Source organism: Streptomyces sp. NPDC038213 (assembly GCF_055600495.1).
The window spans coordinates 181,083-196,648 of the sequence record NZ_JBVJYM010000011.1 but is presented as its reverse complement, the minus strand read 5'-3'; the positions used below and the strand labels follow the sequence as shown (position 1 = coordinate 196,648).

Sequence of the window (15,566 nt, the reverse complement as noted above, 5' to 3'; positions counted from 1 at the left end):
CGTCGACCTCGACGAGGTGGTCCCGATGGCCCTGGGCGGCGTACCCGAGGACTCCGTCCACCTCGACATCCCGGAAACCCTCCCCATGGTCGCCGCCGATCCGGGCCTGCTGGAGCGCACCGTCGCCAACATCGTGGAGAACGCCGTCAAGTACAGCCCGCCCGGCACCCCCGTACTCGTCGCCGCCTCCCAGCTGGCCGACCGCGTCGAACTCCGCGTCGTGGACCGCGGCCCGGGAGTCCCCGACGAAGACGCGAAAGACCGCATCTTCGCCCCCTTCCAACGCCTCGGCGACGCCCCCCGCGGCGCCGGCGTGGGCCTCGGCCTGGCCGTGGCCCGCGGCTTCGCCGAAGCCATCCACGCCACCCTGACGGCCGAAGACACCCCAGGCGGCGGCCTCACCATGCTCCTCACCCTCCCCACCACCACCCCACCCCCCACCGACCCGTCCTCCTGACCGCCTGCACCGGCCAATCGGGCACATCCAACCCGTACCCCCTGGGTACACATCCCCCGACGGCACCGGTACGACGTCCGAGGGGGAGGCACCGGCACCATGCCCACGACCGGCACCACGCCCACACCCACGACCCGCCCCGGCCCCCACCCCTGCCACCTCGCATGCCACCTCCCACCCCGCACCCCGACCCCCCACCCGGCGCCGGACCCCCACCCACCCGCCGCCCTGCCCCCGACCGGCGCCCCGCGTCCGGCGGCGGACCTGCACCAGCCTGCCGACCTGCACCAGCCCCGCGATCCGCGTCCGGCGGCGGGCCCGTACCCGCCTGCCGACCTGTACCCGGCCCGCGATCCGCGTCCGGCGGTGGACCCGTACCCGCCTGCCGACCTGCGCCCGACCCGCGATCCGCGTCCGGCGGTGGACCCGTACCCGCCTGCCGACCTGTACCCGGCAGCGGATCCCCATCCGCCCTGCGATCTGCGTCCGGCGGTGGACCTGCACCCGCCTGCCGACCTGCGCCCGGCCCGCGATCCGCGTCCGGCGGCGGACCTGCACCAGCCCGCAGACCTGTACCCGGCCCCGGACCGCCACGACCGCCACCCCCACCACGACCCGCGCCAGGCCCCGGACCACCCGCCGCGCGATCCGTACCCCGCATCGGACCGTCACCCGCCCCGCGCACCACACACCCCCCACCCGCCCGCCGGGCCGCACCCGGTCCCGGACCCCCGCCCTCCCCGCGAGGCAGGAGCCCCCGGAAGGCCGCAGACCGCCCCGGTCCGCCCTGCCCGCCCCCCCGCCCACATCCGTACGCCGGCCTCGCCCCGCCCCTGCGACGTGTGCGGCGGCCCCCGTGCCCGCTGGATCCCCACCCTCGCCATGACCTGCTGCGGCCCCTGCGAGTACTCCGCCGCGAACCACCCCGACCGCGCCCCCACCCTCATCGGCGACGTACTGCGGGCGGCCCTCCCGTACGGCAGCCCCCCGCTTCAAGATCCCCGAGCCCCCGGGGGATCATCGAACGCGTGCCCGTCACCTCCCTCCCCCTAACGCTCCCCGCAGCCCTCGCCCCACCCCTCGCCCCACCTCTCGCCTCGCCCCTGGCCTCCCCCCTCGACTCGCCGTCCCTCCCCCTGACGCTGTCGGCCCTCGCGCTCCTCACCGTGCTGATCTGCGCGGTAACCCGCCCCCGAGGCCTCCCGGAAGCGGTCTTCGCGCTCCCCGCCGCCGTCCTCCTCCTGGCCGCCGGAGCCCTCCCCCTCTCCGCCGCCTGGGAAGAGGTCCAGCGCCTCGCCCCGGTGATCGGCTTCCTGGCCGCCGTCCTCGTCCTGGCCAAACTCTGCGACGACGAAGGCCTCTTCAGGGCCTGCGGCGACTGGATGGCCCGCCGGGCGGCCGACCGCCCCCGCCGCCTCCTCGGCTCGGTCTTCGTCCTCGCCTCGGTGATCACGGCAGCCCTCAGCCTGGACGCCACGGTGGTCCTGCTGACCCCGGTGGTCTTCGCGACGGCGGCCCGCATGAACACCGACCCCCGCCCCCACAGCTACGCCTGCGCGCACCTGTCGAACACGGCCTCGCTCCTGCTCCCCGTCTCCAACCTCACGAACCTCCTGGCCTTCGCGGCCGCGGGCCTCACCTTCACCCGCTTCGCCGCCCTGATGGCCCTCCCCTGGCTGGCCGCCATAGCCGTCGAATACGCCCTACTCCGCCACCACTTCAAAACCACCCTCACCACCCCCGCCCGCGAAGCAACCCCCACCCGCAAACCCACCGAACCCACCCCCGAACCCACCACCCCCATCCCCCTCTTCCCCCTCCTCACGGTGGCGGCCACCCTGGCCGGCTTCGCCCTGGCCCCCGCCCTCGGCATCGGCCCCGGCTGGGTGGCGACCGCCGGCGCCGCCGTCCTCGCCGTACGCGCCCTCTCCCACCGCCGCACCACCCCCGCCGCCCTCCTCCACTCCGCCGCGATCCCCTTCCTGGCCTTCGTCCTGGCCCTGGGCGTGGTCGTACGCGCCGTGGTGGACAACGGCCTGGGCCGGGCCCTCACCCACCTCCTCCCGGACGGCACCTCCCTCCCCGCCCTCCTGGCCACAGCCGCCCTGGCCGCCGTCCTCGCGAACCTGATCAACAACCTCCCGGCCGTCCTGGCCCTGGCCCCCCTGGCCGCCCCCTCAGGCCCCGGAGCCGTCCTCGCCGTCCTCATCGGCGTGAACATCGGCCCCAACCTCACCTACGCCGGCTCCCTCGCCACCCTCCTCTGGCGCCGCATCTCCCACACCCACGACCAGCCGGTCCCCCTCCGCGAGTTCACGGTCCTGGGCCTCCTGACCACCCCCGCCACCCTCCTCACCGCCACCCTCGCCCTCTGGCTCTCCCTCACCCTCATAGGCCCCTGACCCGAACGAGGGACCGCCCCCACCGCCCGCACCCACCCGTCGTAGTGGACCGCCCCTCCTCCCCACCCCCTCCCATCCCCACAAGGAGTTCTCACACCAGAACCCACCCCCCACGGAAGCGACCCCCGATGCCAAGCCCTCAACCCCACAGGTCCCACCCCCTGCACGACCGCCTGGCCCTCCGCCTGGCAGCGGCCATCCCCGCAGCCCTTGCCCTGGCCCTCTTACCGGCGCCCTGCGCACACGCCGGAGCCATCGGCTCCACCCCTGTAGCCACCTTCGACTACGAGGTCGGAGGCCTGAAGACGAAGATCCCGACGGGCTGCATGTTCACCCACGTCATCCGCGGCGCCGGGAAGAAGATCACGTACCAGAACGCAGCCGTCGACTGCGGCTTCGTCGGCGCCCTGAGCTCGGGTTTCTGCAACTGGCGCATCGACTTCACGTACGCCGACACCGGCAACAAGACGTACAAGACCTCACGCGGCAAGACCCACACCGAGTGCCGGATCAACCCCCAGCGCGACAACGCCCCCCAGACCCTGCCCCGCTACGGCAAGGCGTGCGCGCACCTCAACATCAACGGCGTCCGCCGGGTCAGCCAGTGCCACCACATCACGAGGTGACCCCCATGCCGCCCCCACAAGCGACCGGCGACCGCCCCGTCACTCCCCGGCGCCCGGCCACCCTCGCCTTCCTCGCCGGAACGGCAGCCTCCCTGGCCTTCTTCGCCTTCTTCCCAGGCCTCCCGCACGTCATCGACTGGGGCGCCATCCTCGTCTCCCTCACCACCGGCGCCCTGTCCCGCTGGACCTACCGCACCTGGCACAAGAAAAGGCCCAACCCCCCCAAGCCCTAACCTTCGCCCGAACCCCCAGGGCCTGGCCCACCCCCGGACCAGGCCCTGAACGCCGAGGGGCGGCTGAGGTTGAGCCGCTACAACGCAGTCAGGGCCGGTCTCCCCTAAGGGAAACCGGCCCTGATCTGGTCTTACTCTGTCGGGGTGGCGGGATTTGAACCCACGACCTCTTCGTCCCGAACGAAGCGCGCTGCCAAGCTGCGCTACACCCCGATTGTCGCTGTGATCGGGCCTGGGCCCTGGCGACATCGATTACTCTAGCGGACCCTCGCGCTGAGACGAAATCCGGTTTTCCGCGGGGGCGGGGCGGAGGCGGTCGGTGAGGACCAGGGTGCGGCCGAGGGCGTAGAAGGCCAGGCCGAGGACGGCCGAGTTCAGGGCGACGCGGGCGTAGCCCAGCTCGGCGGCGTCGATGAAGGGGTACGTGTAGCGGGCCGGCGCGCCGGGGGAGAGGAGGGCGCCGCGGGTCAGGGCGAAGGCCACGTACGCGAGGGGGTACGCCAGCCAGAGGAGGGCGTGGCGGGGGACGAGGGCGCGCGGGGCGGTCAGGAGGAGGAAGTCGGCCAGGGCGGCGAGCGGGGTCACCGTGTGGAGGAGCTGGTTGGCGACCGCCCGCGCCCCGGTGAGCCCGGCGATGTCCTCGGCGGCGTTGAAGGGGCTGGAGGGGTTCGCGAGCACCAGGTGGTACACGAGCCCGGTGATCAGGATGAAGAGGAGGACCCCGCCCGTCCAGAGGGCGGGCAGGGGCGGGCGGCGGGTCCAGGTCCGGGCGGCCGAGAGCGCGAAGACGACGGCGACCAGGATGTTCGTCCAGATCGTGAAGAAGGACAGCACCACCGGGACGCTGCCCTGCACGCACTCGATGACCACCCCGGTCAGCGCGGCGGCGCAGACCAGGGCCCGGAAGGCGGCGGCGGGGCGGGAGGGCATCAGGTGGCGGTTCCGTCGGGTGTCAGGTCTTCGGGACCAGGGTGAGGAGGGTGGCCTCCGGCGGGCAGGCGAAGCGGACCGGGGTGAAGCGGTTGGTGCCGCAGCCCGCCGAGACGTGCAGGTACGAGCGGTGGCCGCCGGCCTCGTGGGTGGAGAGGCCCTTGACCCGGTCGGTGTCCAGGTCGCAGTTGGTGACCAGGGCCCCGTAGAAGGGGATGCACAGCTGGCCGCCGTGCGTGTGCCCCGCCAGGACCAGCGGGTAGCGGTCCGCGGCGAAGGCGTCCAGCGCCCGCAGGTACGGCGCGTGGACCACCGCGATCGAGAAGTCCGCGTCGGCCACGGGCCCGCCCTCGACCATCGCGTACCGGTCCCGCTTGATGTGCGGGTCGTCCAGGCCGGTGAAGGCGAGGTCCAGGTCCGGCAGCTTCAGCCGGCCGCGGGTGTTGGTGAGGTCGACCCACCCGGCCTCGTCGAAGGCGTCCTTCATGCCCTCCCACGGGTTGTGCACGGCGCCGACCACCGGCTTGTTGCCGTTCAGCCCGTGCCGGCCCTGCACCTTCTCGATCAGGTAGCGCCCGGGGTTGCGCAGCCGCGGCCCGTAGTAGTCGTTCGACCCGAAGACGTACACGCCGGGGAACTCCATCAGCGGCCCGAGCGCGTCGAGCACGTCCGGTACGCCCTCGGTGTCGGAGAGGTTGTCGCCCGTGTTCACCACGAAGTCGGGGCGCAGCCCGGCCAGGGACTGCAGCCAGCGCCGCTTCTTGTGCTGTCCGCGTACCATGTGGATGTCGGACACCTGGAGGATCCGCAGCGGCCGCATCCCGCGCGGCAGTACGGGTACGCTCACCCGCCGCAGTCGGAAGGACCGGGCTTCGAACCCGGCGGCATAGGCCACTCCGGCGGCCCCGACGGCCGCGATCCCCGCGGTGACCTTGAGCGGGACTCCGTAACGCGCGTGCATCCCCATATGGTCGCAGACGCCGAAAACAGGTGGGCGCCGCCGCCCCCGCACCTGGCAGACTCGGGGCATGACCACGCTCAAGGCCAAGCTCCAGGAAGACCTCACCACCGCCATCAAGGCGCGCGACGAGCTGCGCTCGTCCACGCTCCGGCTGACCCTTTCCGCCATCACCAAGGAGGAGGTCGCGGGCAAGGTCGCGCGCGAGCTCTCCGACGAGGAGGTCCTCAAGGTGATCGCGAAGGAGGCGAAGAAGCGCCGCGAGGCGTCCGACGCCTTCGCGCAGGGCGGTCGCCCCGAGCAGGCCGAGCGGGAGAACGCGGAGGGCGAGGTGCTCGCCGGGTACCTGCCCAAGCAGCTCTCCGACGAGGAGCTGGAGGACATCGTGGCGCAGGCCGTGGAGGAGGCCCGGGCGGCCGGCGCCGAGGGGCCGCGCGCGATGGGCTCCGTCATGAAGATCGTGAATCCGAAGGTGGCCGGCCTGGCGGACGGCGGCCGCGTCGCCGCCGTCGTCAAGCAGCTCCTGTCCTGAGAGCGGAAAAGGGGAGGGCCCCGGCCGGACGTCCGGCCGGGGCCCTCCCCTTTTCCGCGTATCGCCGCGTACTCCTGCGTACCGCTGTGCCGTACCTGCTCAGCGGCCTTCCGGGCCGCCCAGCAGGCCCGGGTCCACCGGGAGGTCCGGGAAGGGGTTCTCCGGGTCGGTGCCGCCGGTGCCTCCGGTGCCCCCGCCGCCGGTGCCCGCGCCCTGGGTCGCGCCGCCGCGGCCGCCGTCCGCCGGGTCCTCGTCCCCGGGCTTGCCGTCGCGGTTCTTCTTGGGCTTGCGCTTGTCGGGCTTGCCCTTGCCGCCCGGGTTGGGCTTCGGGGCGTCCGGGATGTGGATGGTGACGAAGTCCGGGGCCTCGCGGCCGGCGAGGGCGCCGGATACGGCGTCGCGCCAGATCGGGCCGGGCAGCCCGCCGCCGTAGACCTTGGGGTAGTACTCGCCGCCGATGGTGATGTCCTCCATCGAGACCTGCTTGTCGCCGGGGGAGCCGACCCAGGTCGCACCGGCCATGTTCGGGGTGTACCCGACGTACCAGGCGTTGTAGCGGGAGTCGGTGGTGCCGGTCTTGCCCGCGCTGTCGCGGTCGTTGAGGCCGGCCGACAGGCCCGTACCGGAGTCGACCACTCCGCGCAGCAGGGTGTTGACGGTGTCGGCGGTCTTCTCCGTCATCACCCGCTCACAGGTGGACTTCGGGACCTCCAGCGACTTGTTGTGCGCGTCGGTGATCGACTCGATGGCGACCGGCGAGCAGTACGTGCCGCGGTTGGCGAAGGTCGCGTAGGCGTTGGCCATGGTCAGCGGGGACATGCCCTCGGTGCCGAGCGAGATGGCGGGGCTCTCGGGGAGCTTCTTGCCGTCGGCGCGGATGACGCGGAGCTTCTCCGTCATCTCGTTGAGGGGGCACAGGCCCATCTCGCCGATCATCTCCACGAAGTACGTGTTGACCGACATCTCCATGGCCTTCTTGAGGTCGTACGGGCCGACCTCCGACTCCGACTCGTTGGGGACCCGCTCGCCGTTGGTGTTGACCCACGGGTTGCCGCTGCAGGTCTGTACCGGGCTCGGGTACTCCATCTCGTACGGGGAGCCGTAGATCTTCGTGGCCGGCATGCCCCGCTCCAGGGCCGCCGCCGCCACGAAGGGCTTGAAGGTGGATCCGGTCGGGAAGCCGAAGTTCGAGCCGCCGAGCTTGCGGTCCACGGAGAAGTTGATCTGGGTCTCGTTCGTCCCGAAGCCGTACGGGCGGGACTGGCCCATCGCCAGGACCTTGCCCGTGCCCGGCTGGACCAGGGTGACGGCCGTGGCCACGTCGTCGCTCTGGTAGACGTGGTCCTTGATGGACTCGTTGACGGAGTCCTGGGACTGGGGGTCCAGGGTGGTGCGGACGGTGAGTCCGCCCTGGTTCCAGATCTTGGCGCGGGCCTCCTTCGTCTTCCCGAAGACCGGGTTCGACAGGAAGGTCGCGCGGACGTAGTCGCAGAAGAAGCCCGCGCCGCTGACGGCCGTGATGCAGCCGTTCTTGGGCTTGGTGACGTTCAGCTTGATGGGTGCGGCCTTCGCCTCGTCGGCCTCGGACTGCGAGATGTCCTTTATGTCCGCCATGCGCTGGAGGACGATGTTCCGCCGGTTCTTGGCCTCTTCCGCGTCGTTCACGGGGTCGTACCGGCTGGGGGACTGCACGAGCCCGGCCAGCAGGGCCGACTCCGGCAGGGTCAGGTCGCGGGCGGGCTTGCTGAAGTAGCGCTGGGCCGCGGACTCGATCCCGTAGGCCTGCTGTCCGAAGAAGGTGATGTTCAGGTAGTTCTCGAGGATCTTCTTCTTGCCGAGCTCCTCCTCGACCTGGATCGCGTACTTCAGCTCGCGGATCTTGCGCCCGAGGCTCTTCTGCTGCGCCTCGGCCACCTTGGCCGGGTCGTCGCCGGCCTCTTCCACGAAGACGTTCTTCACGTACTGCTGGGTGAGGGTGGACGCGCCCTGCGCGGCCCCGCCCGACTGCGCGTTGCGGTTCACCGCGCGCAGGATGCCCTTGAGGTCGATCGCGCCGTGCTCGTAGAAGCGCGAGTCCTCGATGGCGATGATCGCCTTCTGCATGTACGGGGAGATCGCCGTGAGCGGGACGACCTTCCGGTCGCGCGAGTAGACGGTCGCGATCAGACCGCCCTCGGAGTCGAGGATGGTGGTGCGCTGACTCAGCGGCGGGGTCTTCAGGTTGGCGGGGATCTCGTCGAACCCCTCCACCGTGCCCTTCGCCGCCAGGCCGAGCGCGCCCGCACCGGGGATCGCGATCCCGGCGAGCACGACTCCGGCGAGAACGGAGACCCCGAGGAACTTGGCGGCCTGCTGGCTCCCCGTGAGCCCTCCGCCCGAGCGCTTCTTTGCCATGGGGGCAGCCTACGTTCTCATTCGCCGGACACGCGTATATGCCTTGGCCTAAGCTGCCCTCAACTGTCACAGCAGCGCCGCCGCACATCAACCCCCCGGTGCGACTTTCACCCTTCCCGGACGGGGTGGACTCATGTCCGAATCCCCCGGATCCGTCAGCCGGCGTCCGATCTGACTTGAGTGAATTGCCCCGAATTGGCCAAAGATGTCGGGCATGTCGCCCCATCACTCCGTCGGGTGATCTCGCGCTCACGCATAGTCCGTTCGGGCCATTCAAGATTGGGCCCGTCGGGGGTGTTGCGGCCGTGCCTCCCTTCCGTAACGTCCTCAACTGGCAGCGGTGAATATGCCGCTGCCGCCGTGGGGGAGCCTCGATTCGGGAGAGGACGGCGCCGCAATGGGCTGGGTAACCGACTGGAGTGCGCAGGCAGCCTGCCGCACTACCGATCCGGATGAACTGTTCGTTCAAGGTGCAGCGCAGAACAGGGCCAAGGCGGTGTGCACCGGTTGCCCGGTGCGGACCGAATGCCTGGCCGACGCACTCGACAACCGCGTCGAGTTCGGAGTGTGGGGCGGTATGACCGAACGGGAGCGGCGCGCACTTCTGCGCCGGCGTCCCACGGTCACCTCCTGGCGCAGGCTGCTCGAAACCGCTCGCACGGAGTACGAGCGCAGTACGGGCATCCTCAGCGTCGACGAGGCCGTGGAAGCGGCCACGGGCGTTCCGTACGAGACGTACGCCGCCGCCGGATAGTCCCGGCGACGGACTTCATGCTCCGGCCGGGGACCCGGTCGCGAGCCGATCACCGATGGCCCGCAGCCCGGCGAGGTCGTGCACATCGCCGGGCAGGGCGGCCACCTCGGCCACCGCCACTTCGGGATGCAGCGAGGTGAAGCGGTCACGCGTGCGCTGCTCGCGCGCGATCACCTGCATCCGCTCGGCGTGCAGCCGCAGCAGACCCGCCATGAGCTCGTCCGCCGTGAACCCGTCCGGCGCGAGTCCGGCCGCAGCGGGACCGGTCCCCGCGACTCCGTCCGCGGCGAGTCCTTCCGCAGCGAGTCCTTCCTTCGCAGGCGCGTCCGCCGTACGTGCGTTCGTCGTGGGCTCGTCACGCACACCAGCTTTCCCGGGCACCTGATCCACAATGCCGGGTCCCTCAAGATTCTCCGCGGCCGCCAGCGACCGCTCCGCCGAGAGCCCCGCGGCCCCGCTCCCGTGCACCCGGTTGAGCACCAGCCCCGCCAGCGGCATGTCCTCCGCCGCCAGCCGCTCCACGAAGTACGCGGCCTCGCGCAGCGCGTCCGGCTCCGGTGCCGCCACCACCAGGAAGGCCGTCCCCGGCGCCTGGAGCAGCCGGTACGTGGCGTCCGCGCGGGTCCGGAAGCCCCCGAACATGGTGTCCATCGCCGCCACGAAGGTCTGCACGTCCTTCAGCAGCTGGCCCCCCAGCAGTTTGCCGAGGGTGCCCGTCATCATCGACATGCCGACGTTCAGGAACTTCATCCCGGCCCGGCCGCCCACCTTCGCCGGGGCCATCAGCAGGCGGATCAGCTTCCCGTCGAGGAAGGACCCCAGCCGCTTCGGCGCGTCCAGGAAGTCCAGCGCGGACCGGCTCGGCGGGGTGTCCACGATGATCAGGTCCCAGTCGTCCCGGGCCCGCAGCTGCCCCAGCTTCTCCATCGCCATGTACTCCTGCGTGCCCGCGAAACCGGCCGACAGGGACTGGTAGAAGGGGTTCTCCAGGATCGCCCGCGAGCGCTCCGGGTCCGCGTGCGCCTCGACGATCTCGTCGAAGGTCCGCTTCATGTCCAGCATCATCGCGTGCAGCCCGCCGCCCGCGGAGGCGTCGATTCCGTCCACCCGGCGCGGGGTGTTGTCCAGCGAGCCGATGCCCATGGACTGGGCCAGCCGCCGGGCCGGGTCGATGGTCAGCACCACCGCCGTGCGGCCGCGCTCGGCCGCCCGCAGCCCCAGCGCCGCCGCCGTGGTCGTCTTGCCGACCCCGCCGGAACCGCAGCACACCACGATCCGGGTCTGCGGATCGTCCAGCAGCCGGTCCACGTCGAGCCGGGCCGTCGCCGTGCCCGCTCCCGGGGCCGCTCCCGTATGCGTCCGCACGTCCGTTCCCGCGCCCTGCGCCGTCATGCGCCGCTCACCTGCTTCCGCAGCTCGGTGGCCAGTTCGTACAGCCCGGCCGGGTCCACGCCCGTACCGAGCAGGGGGAGTTCGTACGCCTCCACGCCCAGCCCCGCGAGGACGGCGCGCTGCTCCCGCTCCAGGGCCACCCGCGCCGCGTGCTCCGCCGCCTCGCCGAGCAGGGCGGCCACCAGGGCCTCCCGGCCGCCGCCGTCCGCCGGCCCCGCCAGGTCGGGTCCGTCCGGGCCGGGCCCCTGCGGGCCCAGGCCCGCCCGGTCCAGGGCCGCGGCCACCTCCGCGCGCCGCCCGTCCGAGACGGCCCGCAGGGCGCTCTCGTCGAGGTGGTGCGGGCGGACCATGTTCACGATGACCCGGCCCGCCGGGAGCCCCGCCGCGGCCAGCTCCGCGAGCCCGTCCGCGGTCTCCTGTACGGGCATCTCCTCCAGCAGGGTGACCAGGTGCACCGCCGTGTCCGCGGACTTCAGCACCTTCATCACGGCCTGCGCCTGGTGGTGCACCGGCCCGAACCGGGCCAGCCCCGCCACCTCGTCGTTCACGTTGAGGAACCGGGTGATCCGGCCGGTCGGCGGGGCGTCCATGACCACGTGGTCGTAGACGAACCGGCCCGCCTTGTCCGTCCGCCGGACCGCCTCGCAGGCCTTGCCGGTCAGCAGGACGTCCCGCAGCCCCGGCGCGATCGTCGTGGCGAAGTCCACCGCCCCCAGCTTCTTCAGGGCGCGGCCCGCCGTACCGAGCTTGTAGAACATCTGGAGGTAGTCCAGCAGGGCCTGCTCGGCGTCGATGGCCAGCGCGAACACCTCGCCGCCCCCCGGTGCCACCGCGATCTTCCGCTCCTCGTACGGCAGGGCCTGCGTACCGAAGAGCTGCGCGATCCCCTGCCGGCCCTCGACCTCCACGAGGAGGATCCGCCGGCCCTCGGTCGCGAGGGCGAGCGCGAGTGCCGCGGCGACCGTGGTCTTACCGGTGCCGCCCTTGCCGCTGACCACCTGGAGCCTGCTCACGCGTCGAGACTAACGACTGGCGCCCGCCGCCGTGCAGGAGGTCCGCGAGGTCCCGGCCGGCGGGCGCCAGGCACTACGCTCGCCTGCATGAAGAAGTTCGAATACGCGACTGTCCCGCTGCTCGTCCACGCCACGAAGCAGATCCTCGACACCTGGGGCGAGGACGGCTGGGAGCTCGTGCAGGTCGTGCCCGGCCCGAACAACCCCGAGCAGCTGGTGGCCTACCTCAAGCGGGAGAAGGCATGAGCGCCGTCGAGAGCCGCCTGGCCGAGCTCGGTCTGACCCTGCCCGAGGTGGTCCCGCCGCTGGCCACGTACCAGCCGGCCGTCCGCTCGGGCGCGTACGTCTACACCGCGGGCCAGCTGCCCATGGTGCAGGGCAAGCTCCCGCTGACCGGCAAGGTCGGCGCCGAGGTCTCCGCCGAGGAGGCCAAGGAGCTCGCCGCGACCTGCGCGCTGAACGCGCTCGCCGCGGTCAAGTCGGTGGTCGGAGACCTCGACAGGATCGTGCGGGTCGTGAAGGTGGTCGGCTTCGTCGCCTCCGCCCCCGACTTCACCGGCCAGCCCGGTGTCATCAACGGCGCGAGCGAGCTGCTCGGCCAGGTCCTCGGGGAGAAGGGCGTGCACGCGCGCAGCGCCGTGGGCGTCTCCGTGCTGCCGCTGGACGCGCCGGTCGAGGTCGAGTTCCAGGTCGAGGTCGCGGACTGACGACCGCGGGGCCCGCCGGTCTGCGGCGGGCCCCGCGCGGGCCGGGCCTCGAACATCGGGACGGATGGCCGTAGCATCCCGCCATGCCGAATGGGTCGAATGGTCAAAGCGGTGGGACCGCTCAGAACGGTCAGAGCAGTGGGGCCGCTCAGCACGGCCGGAGCAGCGGTACGGGCGCACCCGGCCGGGACGGCGGCACCACCGTCGGCGGCCAGTGGTACCCCCCGGAGTGGCCCGACCGCATCCGCGCCCTCGCGGACGGCACGCTGACCCCCGTGGCGCCCAAGCGGGCCGCCACCGTCATGCTGCTGCGCGACACGGGCGCCGGCCCCGTGGTCCACATGCTGCGCCGCCGGGCCTCCATGGCCTTCGCGGGCGGCGCGTACGCCTATCCCGGCGGCGGGGTCGACCCGCGCGACGACGACCACCTCGTCGGCTGGGCCGGGCCCCCGCTGGAGAGCTGGGCCGAGCGCCTCGGCACCGACCCCGCCACCGCCCAGGCCATCGTCTGCGCCGCCGTCCGCGAGACCTACGAGGAGTCCGGGGTGCTGCTCGCGGGCCCCGCCGCGGACCGGGTCGTCGGCGACACCACCGGCGAGGACTGGGAGGCCGACCGGCAGGCGCTGGTCGCCCGCGAACTGTCCTTCGCGGACTTCCTCGACCGGCGCGGACTGCTGCTGCGCTCCGACCTGCTGGGCGCCTGGGCCCGCTGGATCACCCCGGAGTTCGAGCCCCGCCGCTACGACACCTGGTTCTTCGTCGCCGCCCTCCCGGAGGGCCAGCGCACCCGCAACGCCTCCACCGAGGCCGACCGCACGGTGTGGACCCGTCCCGCGGACGCCGCCGCCGGGTACGACAGGCGCGAGCTGCTGATGATGCCGCCGACCATCTCCACCCTGCGCTCGCTCCAGCCGTACGGGACCGCCGCAGAGGCCCTCGCGGCCGCGGCCGGGCAGGACCTGGCGCCGGTGCTCGCGCAGGCCACACTGGAGAACGGGGAGCTCGTACTGAGCTGGCCCGGCCACGACGAGTTCACCAAGCGCGTCGAGTCGAAGGGAGACGGGTCATGACGGACGCGGCGGCCCTGCCCGGACAGCCCCGCGGGGTGGTGTCCTCCGGCGCCGCCACGGCGCGGGCGGTCAACGTGCTCGCCCCCAACCCGTCCGCGATGACCCTGGACGGCACCAACACCTGGATCGTCTCCGAACCGGACTCCGAGCTCGCCGTGGTCGTCGACCCGGGCCCGCTCGACGAGGCCCACCTGCGCCGGGTCGTGGCCACCGCCGAGGAGGCCGGCAAGCGGATCGCGCTGACCCTGCTGACCCACGGGCACCCCGACCACGCCGAGGGCGCCGGCCGCTTCGCGGAGCTGACGCGCACGAAGGTGCGGGCCCTGGACCCGGCCCTGCGGCTCGGCGACGAGGGGCTGGCCCCGGGCCGGGCGATCCGCGTGGGCGGGCTGGAGATGCGGGTGGTCCCGACCCCCGGGCACACCGCCGACTCCCTCTCCTTCCACATCCCCGCGGACCGGGCGGTGCTCACCGGCGACACGATCCTGGGCCGCGGCACCACGGTCGTGGCCCATCCGGACGGCCGGCTGGGCGATTACCTGGACTCGCTGCGGCGGCTGCGCTCGCTGACGGTCGACGACGGGGTGGACACGGTCCTGCCGGGGCACGGCCCGGTGCTCGACGACGCCCAGGGCGCGGTGGAGTACTACCTCGCGCACCGGGCGCACCGGCTGGCGCAGGTGGAGACCGCCGTGGAGAACGGTTTCCGCACCCCGGCGGAGGTGGTGGCGCACGTGTACGCGGACGTGGACCGTTCCCTGTGGCCCGCGGCCGAGTGGTCGGTCCGCGCCCAGCTGGAGTACCTGCGCGAGCACGGGCTGATCCCGGGCGGGCCGCCGATCTGAGCGGCGGCCGGGCATCCGCACGCCTGCTGAGTACCCGTCAGTAGGCTTCGGGTATGGACATATTCGTCATTTTCGCCGTGCTCGTCGCGGCGGGCTCGATCACCGGCTCCCTCACGCTCCGGATCCGCGCCGTGGAGCGCAAGGCGGACCGGCTGGACCGCCGGCTCGGCCTGCTCCTCGACCACCTCGGCGTCGAGGAGCCCGAGACCGAGGGCCTGGACGAGGTGCGGGAGCTGGTCCGGCAGGGCAAGGACATCGACGCCGTACGCGTCTACCGGCGGCGGACCGGCGCCGGCCTGCGCGAGGCCAAGCGGGCCGTGGACGCGCTGGAGCTGTAGCGGGCGGTGTGCGCGGCGGCCAGCCAGGGACCGAGGTCCCCGGTGTACCCGGCCAGGACCCGCTCCGCCGCCCCCGCCGGGAGCCGCCCCGCGGCCACCTCCGCCGCCGCGCGGACCTGCGCGGCCCGGTCCGGGCCCTGCGCGGTCCCCGGGTGCCGGGCGGCGAATGCCTCGGCCTGCGCGGCCGGCTCACCCGCCCAGGGCCCCGCCCCGGGGGCGACGAGGGTGTAGGCGGCCTGGACGAGCCGCCGCGCGCAGGACCGGGCCCGCTCGGGGGTGGCCGGCGCGTCGCGCAGGCGCGCGAGGGCGGTGCCGAGGCCGGTGTCGGCGCGGTAGCGGGGCAGGTGCTCGGCGAGGTCGGCCCCGAGCAGCGGTACGCACTGGCAGGCCGTGAACCAGCCGAGTCCGTACCGCTCCTCCTCGGACAGGACGGCCTCCTTGCCCACGAGCAGCACCTCGGCCCCTTCAGCTCCGGCAGGCTCTTCAGGCCCCGCGGGCTCCTCTGCCCCCGCAGGCTCCTCAGCCCCCGCGGGTCCGCCCGGCGGCAGCTGCGCCCGCAGGCCGTCGGAGAGGGCCTGGCCGGTGGCCCGGTCCGCGGGGCCCGGCTCGGCGTGCAGGACCAGCAGCAGGCCGAGGGGGCCGGGGCGGCCGAGCGGCAGGGGCCCGTACAGGTACGCGCTGTGCAGCCGCCCGCCGAAGGACTCCGCGGCCAGGGACCGGGCCGCGGCCACCGCGGGCCGGTGCGCGGGCGCGATCAGGCCGAGTCCGCCCGTGCGCTCGACGAAGGCCTGCCCGCCGGAGGGCTCTCCGCCGGAGGGCTCCCCGCGCCCCGCAGCCGGCTCACGGCCCCCGTGGTTCCCGCCCGGCTCGTGCCCCTCGCGTCCGTCCATGGCCCCACTGTGCGGTTCCCGCGGC

At 73.1% G+C, this 15,566-nt stretch carries 17 protein-coding genes and 1 tRNA gene; 11 read left to right on the top strand and 7 right to left on the bottom strand.

All coding sequences use genetic code 11. The features are described 5' to 3' along the window. The 4 genes from ACZ7JZ_RS18600 to ACZ7JZ_RS18585 all read left to right on the top strand — a co-directional run. A partial coding sequence (locus ACZ7JZ_RS18600; protein ID WP_470940246.1) for a sensor histidine kinase occupies positions 1 to 457 on the top strand: 457 nt, incomplete at its 5' end. Positions 458 to 1,593: 1,136 nt separating this feature from the next. After that, the gene (locus ACZ7JZ_RS18595) at positions 1,594 to 2,859 is read left to right on the top strand and encodes an SLC13 family permease (RefSeq protein WP_470940273.1); all 1,266 of its coding nucleotides are present in this window, start codon (positions 1,594 to 1,596) and stop codon (positions 2,857 to 2,859) included. A 128-nt stretch (positions 2,860 to 2,987) separates the two neighbouring features. Beyond that, positions 2,988 to 3,485: a hypothetical protein gene (locus tag ACZ7JZ_RS18590; RefSeq protein ID WP_470940243.1), complete on the top strand. Its 498-nt coding sequence runs from the start codon at positions 2,988 to 2,990 to the stop codon at positions 3,483 to 3,485. A 5-nt stretch (positions 3,486 to 3,490) separates the two neighbouring features. After that, positions 3,491 to 3,718, top strand: a complete 228-nt coding sequence (locus tag ACZ7JZ_RS18585; protein ID WP_470940241.1) for a hypothetical protein — start codon at positions 3,491 to 3,493, stop codon at positions 3,716 to 3,718. Between the two features lie 139 nt (positions 3,719 to 3,857). On the opposite strand, the gene ACZ7JZ_RS18580 is transcribed toward ACZ7JZ_RS18585, so the two are convergent. The 3 genes from ACZ7JZ_RS18580 to ACZ7JZ_RS18570 form a co-directional block, all read right to left on the bottom strand. Further along, positions 3,858 to 3,931: transfer RNA gene (locus ACZ7JZ_RS18580), tRNA-Pro, on the bottom strand. Between the two features lie 39 nt (positions 3,932 to 3,970). Next, positions 3,971 to 4,648, bottom strand: coding sequence for a Pr6Pr family membrane protein (locus tag ACZ7JZ_RS18575; RefSeq protein WP_470940239.1), 678 nt, complete (start codon positions 4,646 to 4,648; stop codon positions 3,971 to 3,973). Between the two features lie 22 nt (positions 4,649 to 4,670). Continuing rightward, positions 4,671 to 5,609, bottom strand: a complete 939-nt coding sequence (locus ACZ7JZ_RS18570; RefSeq protein WP_470940237.1) for a metallophosphoesterase — start codon at positions 5,607 to 5,609, stop codon at positions 4,671 to 4,673. Positions 5,610 to 5,676: 67 nt separating this feature from the next. Between ACZ7JZ_RS18570 and ACZ7JZ_RS18565 the strand changes: the two genes are divergently transcribed. Then, positions 5,677 to 6,138 carry a GatB/YqeY domain-containing protein gene (locus ACZ7JZ_RS18565; RefSeq protein ID WP_470940234.1) on the top strand — a complete coding sequence of 154 codons (462 nt, stop codon included), beginning with the start codon at positions 5,677 to 5,679 and terminating at the stop codon, positions 6,136 to 6,138. Positions 6,139 to 6,237: 99 nt separating this feature from the next. On the opposite strand, the gene ACZ7JZ_RS18560 is transcribed toward ACZ7JZ_RS18565, so the two are convergent. Beyond that, positions 6,238 to 8,532: a transglycosylase domain-containing protein gene (locus ACZ7JZ_RS18560; RefSeq protein WP_470940231.1), complete on the bottom strand. Its 2,295-nt coding sequence runs from the start codon at positions 8,530 to 8,532 to the stop codon at positions 6,238 to 6,240. A gap of 397 nt (positions 8,533 to 8,929) precedes the next feature. Between ACZ7JZ_RS18560 and ACZ7JZ_RS18555 the strand changes: the two genes are divergently transcribed. Continuing rightward, positions 8,930 to 9,286: a WhiB family transcriptional regulator gene (locus ACZ7JZ_RS18555; RefSeq protein ID WP_470940270.1), complete on the top strand. Its 357-nt coding sequence runs from the start codon at positions 8,930 to 8,932 to the stop codon at positions 9,284 to 9,286. A gap of 15 nt (positions 9,287 to 9,301) precedes the next feature. Here ACZ7JZ_RS18555 and bagB read toward each other — a convergent pair whose 3' ends face one another. Together bagB and bagA are read right to left on the bottom strand one after the other, a co-directional pair. Further along, positions 9,302 to 10,678: an ATPase BagB gene (bagB, locus tag ACZ7JZ_RS18550; RefSeq protein WP_470940228.1), complete on the bottom strand. Its 1,377-nt coding sequence runs from the start codon at positions 10,676 to 10,678 to the stop codon at positions 9,302 to 9,304. Continuing rightward, positions 10,675 to 11,691, bottom strand: a complete 1,017-nt coding sequence (gene bagA / locus ACZ7JZ_RS18545) for an ATPase BagA (protein WP_470940225.1) — start codon at positions 11,689 to 11,691, stop codon at positions 10,675 to 10,677. The genes bagB and bagA overlap by 4 nt, the downstream gene beginning before the upstream one ends. Before the next feature lie 87 nt (positions 11,692 to 11,778). Here bagA and ACZ7JZ_RS18540 point away from each other — a divergent pair, with 87 nt between their 5' ends. From ACZ7JZ_RS18540 to ACZ7JZ_RS18520, 5 genes are all read left to right on the top strand, one after another. Beyond that, the gene (locus tag ACZ7JZ_RS18540) at positions 11,779 to 11,937 is read left to right on the top strand and encodes a DUF4177 domain-containing protein (RefSeq protein WP_226734235.1); all 159 of its coding nucleotides are present in this window, start codon (positions 11,779 to 11,781) and stop codon (positions 11,935 to 11,937) included. Further along, on the top strand, positions 11,934 to 12,398 hold the full coding sequence (locus ACZ7JZ_RS18535; RefSeq protein WP_470940222.1) for a RidA family protein: 465 nt from the start codon (positions 11,934 to 11,936) through the stop codon (positions 12,396 to 12,398). The genes ACZ7JZ_RS18540 and ACZ7JZ_RS18535 overlap by 4 nt, the downstream gene beginning before the upstream one ends. 83 nt (positions 12,399 to 12,481) lie before the next feature. Beyond that, positions 12,482 to 13,468, top strand: coding sequence for an NUDIX hydrolase (locus ACZ7JZ_RS18530; protein WP_470940219.1), 987 nt, complete (start codon positions 12,482 to 12,484; stop codon positions 13,466 to 13,468). After that, positions 13,465 to 14,313, top strand: coding sequence for an MBL fold metallo-hydrolase (locus tag ACZ7JZ_RS18525; RefSeq protein WP_470940216.1), 849 nt, complete (start codon positions 13,465 to 13,467; stop codon positions 14,311 to 14,313). The genes ACZ7JZ_RS18530 and ACZ7JZ_RS18525 overlap by 4 nt, the downstream gene beginning before the upstream one ends. 53 nt (positions 14,314 to 14,366) lie before the next feature. Further along, the gene (locus tag ACZ7JZ_RS18520) at positions 14,367 to 14,651 is read left to right on the top strand and encodes a hypothetical protein (protein ID WP_470940213.1); all 285 of its coding nucleotides are present in this window, start codon (positions 14,367 to 14,369) and stop codon (positions 14,649 to 14,651) included. On the opposite strand, the gene ACZ7JZ_RS18515 is transcribed toward ACZ7JZ_RS18520, so the two are convergent. Further along, positions 14,585 to 15,541, bottom strand: a complete 957-nt coding sequence (locus ACZ7JZ_RS18515; protein WP_470940210.1) for a nucleotidyltransferase — start codon at positions 15,539 to 15,541, stop codon at positions 14,585 to 14,587. The genes ACZ7JZ_RS18520 and ACZ7JZ_RS18515 overlap by 67 nt on opposite strands. Positions 15,542 to 15,566 lie beyond the last annotated feature (25 nt).

Coding starts and splice junctions, on each gene's coding strand:
- ACZ7JZ_RS18590 (WP_470940243.1), top strand. CDS start 2,988: ATGCCAAGCCCTCAACCCCACAGGTCCCACCCCCTGCACGACCGCCTG.
- ACZ7JZ_RS18585 (WP_470940241.1), top strand. CDS start 3,491: ATGCCGCCCCCACAAGCGACCGGCGACCGCCCCGTCACTCCCCGGCGC.
- ACZ7JZ_RS18575 (WP_470940239.1), bottom strand. CDS start 4,648: ATGCCCTCCCGCCCCGCCGCCGCCTTCCGGGCCCTGGTCTGCGCCGCC.
- ACZ7JZ_RS18570 (WP_470940237.1), bottom strand. CDS start 5,609: ATGCACGCGCGTTACGGAGTCCCGCTCAAGGTCACCGCGGGGATCGCG.
- ACZ7JZ_RS18565 (WP_470940234.1), top strand. CDS start 5,677: ATGACCACGCTCAAGGCCAAGCTCCAGGAAGACCTCACCACCGCCATC.
- ACZ7JZ_RS18560 (WP_470940231.1), bottom strand. CDS start 8,532: ATGGCAAAGAAGCGCTCGGGCGGAGGGCTCACGGGGAGCCAGCAGGCC.
- ACZ7JZ_RS18555 (WP_470940270.1), top strand. CDS start 8,930: ATGGGCTGGGTAACCGACTGGAGTGCGCAGGCAGCCTGCCGCACTACC.
- bagB (WP_470940228.1), bottom strand. CDS start 10,678: ATGACGGCGCAGGGCGCGGGAACGGACGTGCGGACGCATACGGGAGCG.
- ACZ7JZ_RS18540 (WP_226734235.1), top strand. CDS start 11,779: ATGAAGAAGTTCGAATACGCGACTGTCCCGCTGCTCGTCCACGCCACG.
- ACZ7JZ_RS18535 (WP_470940222.1), top strand. CDS start 11,934: ATGAGCGCCGTCGAGAGCCGCCTGGCCGAGCTCGGTCTGACCCTGCCC.
- ACZ7JZ_RS18530 (WP_470940219.1), top strand. CDS start 12,482: ATGCCGAATGGGTCGAATGGTCAAAGCGGTGGGACCGCTCAGAACGGT.
- ACZ7JZ_RS18525 (WP_470940216.1), top strand. CDS start 13,465: ATGACGGACGCGGCGGCCCTGCCCGGACAGCCCCGCGGGGTGGTGTCC.
- ACZ7JZ_RS18520 (WP_470940213.1), top strand. CDS start 14,367: ATGGACATATTCGTCATTTTCGCCGTGCTCGTCGCGGCGGGCTCGATC.
- ACZ7JZ_RS18515 (WP_470940210.1), bottom strand. CDS start 15,541: ATGGACGGACGCGAGGGGCACGAGCCGGGCGGGAACCACGGGGGCCGT.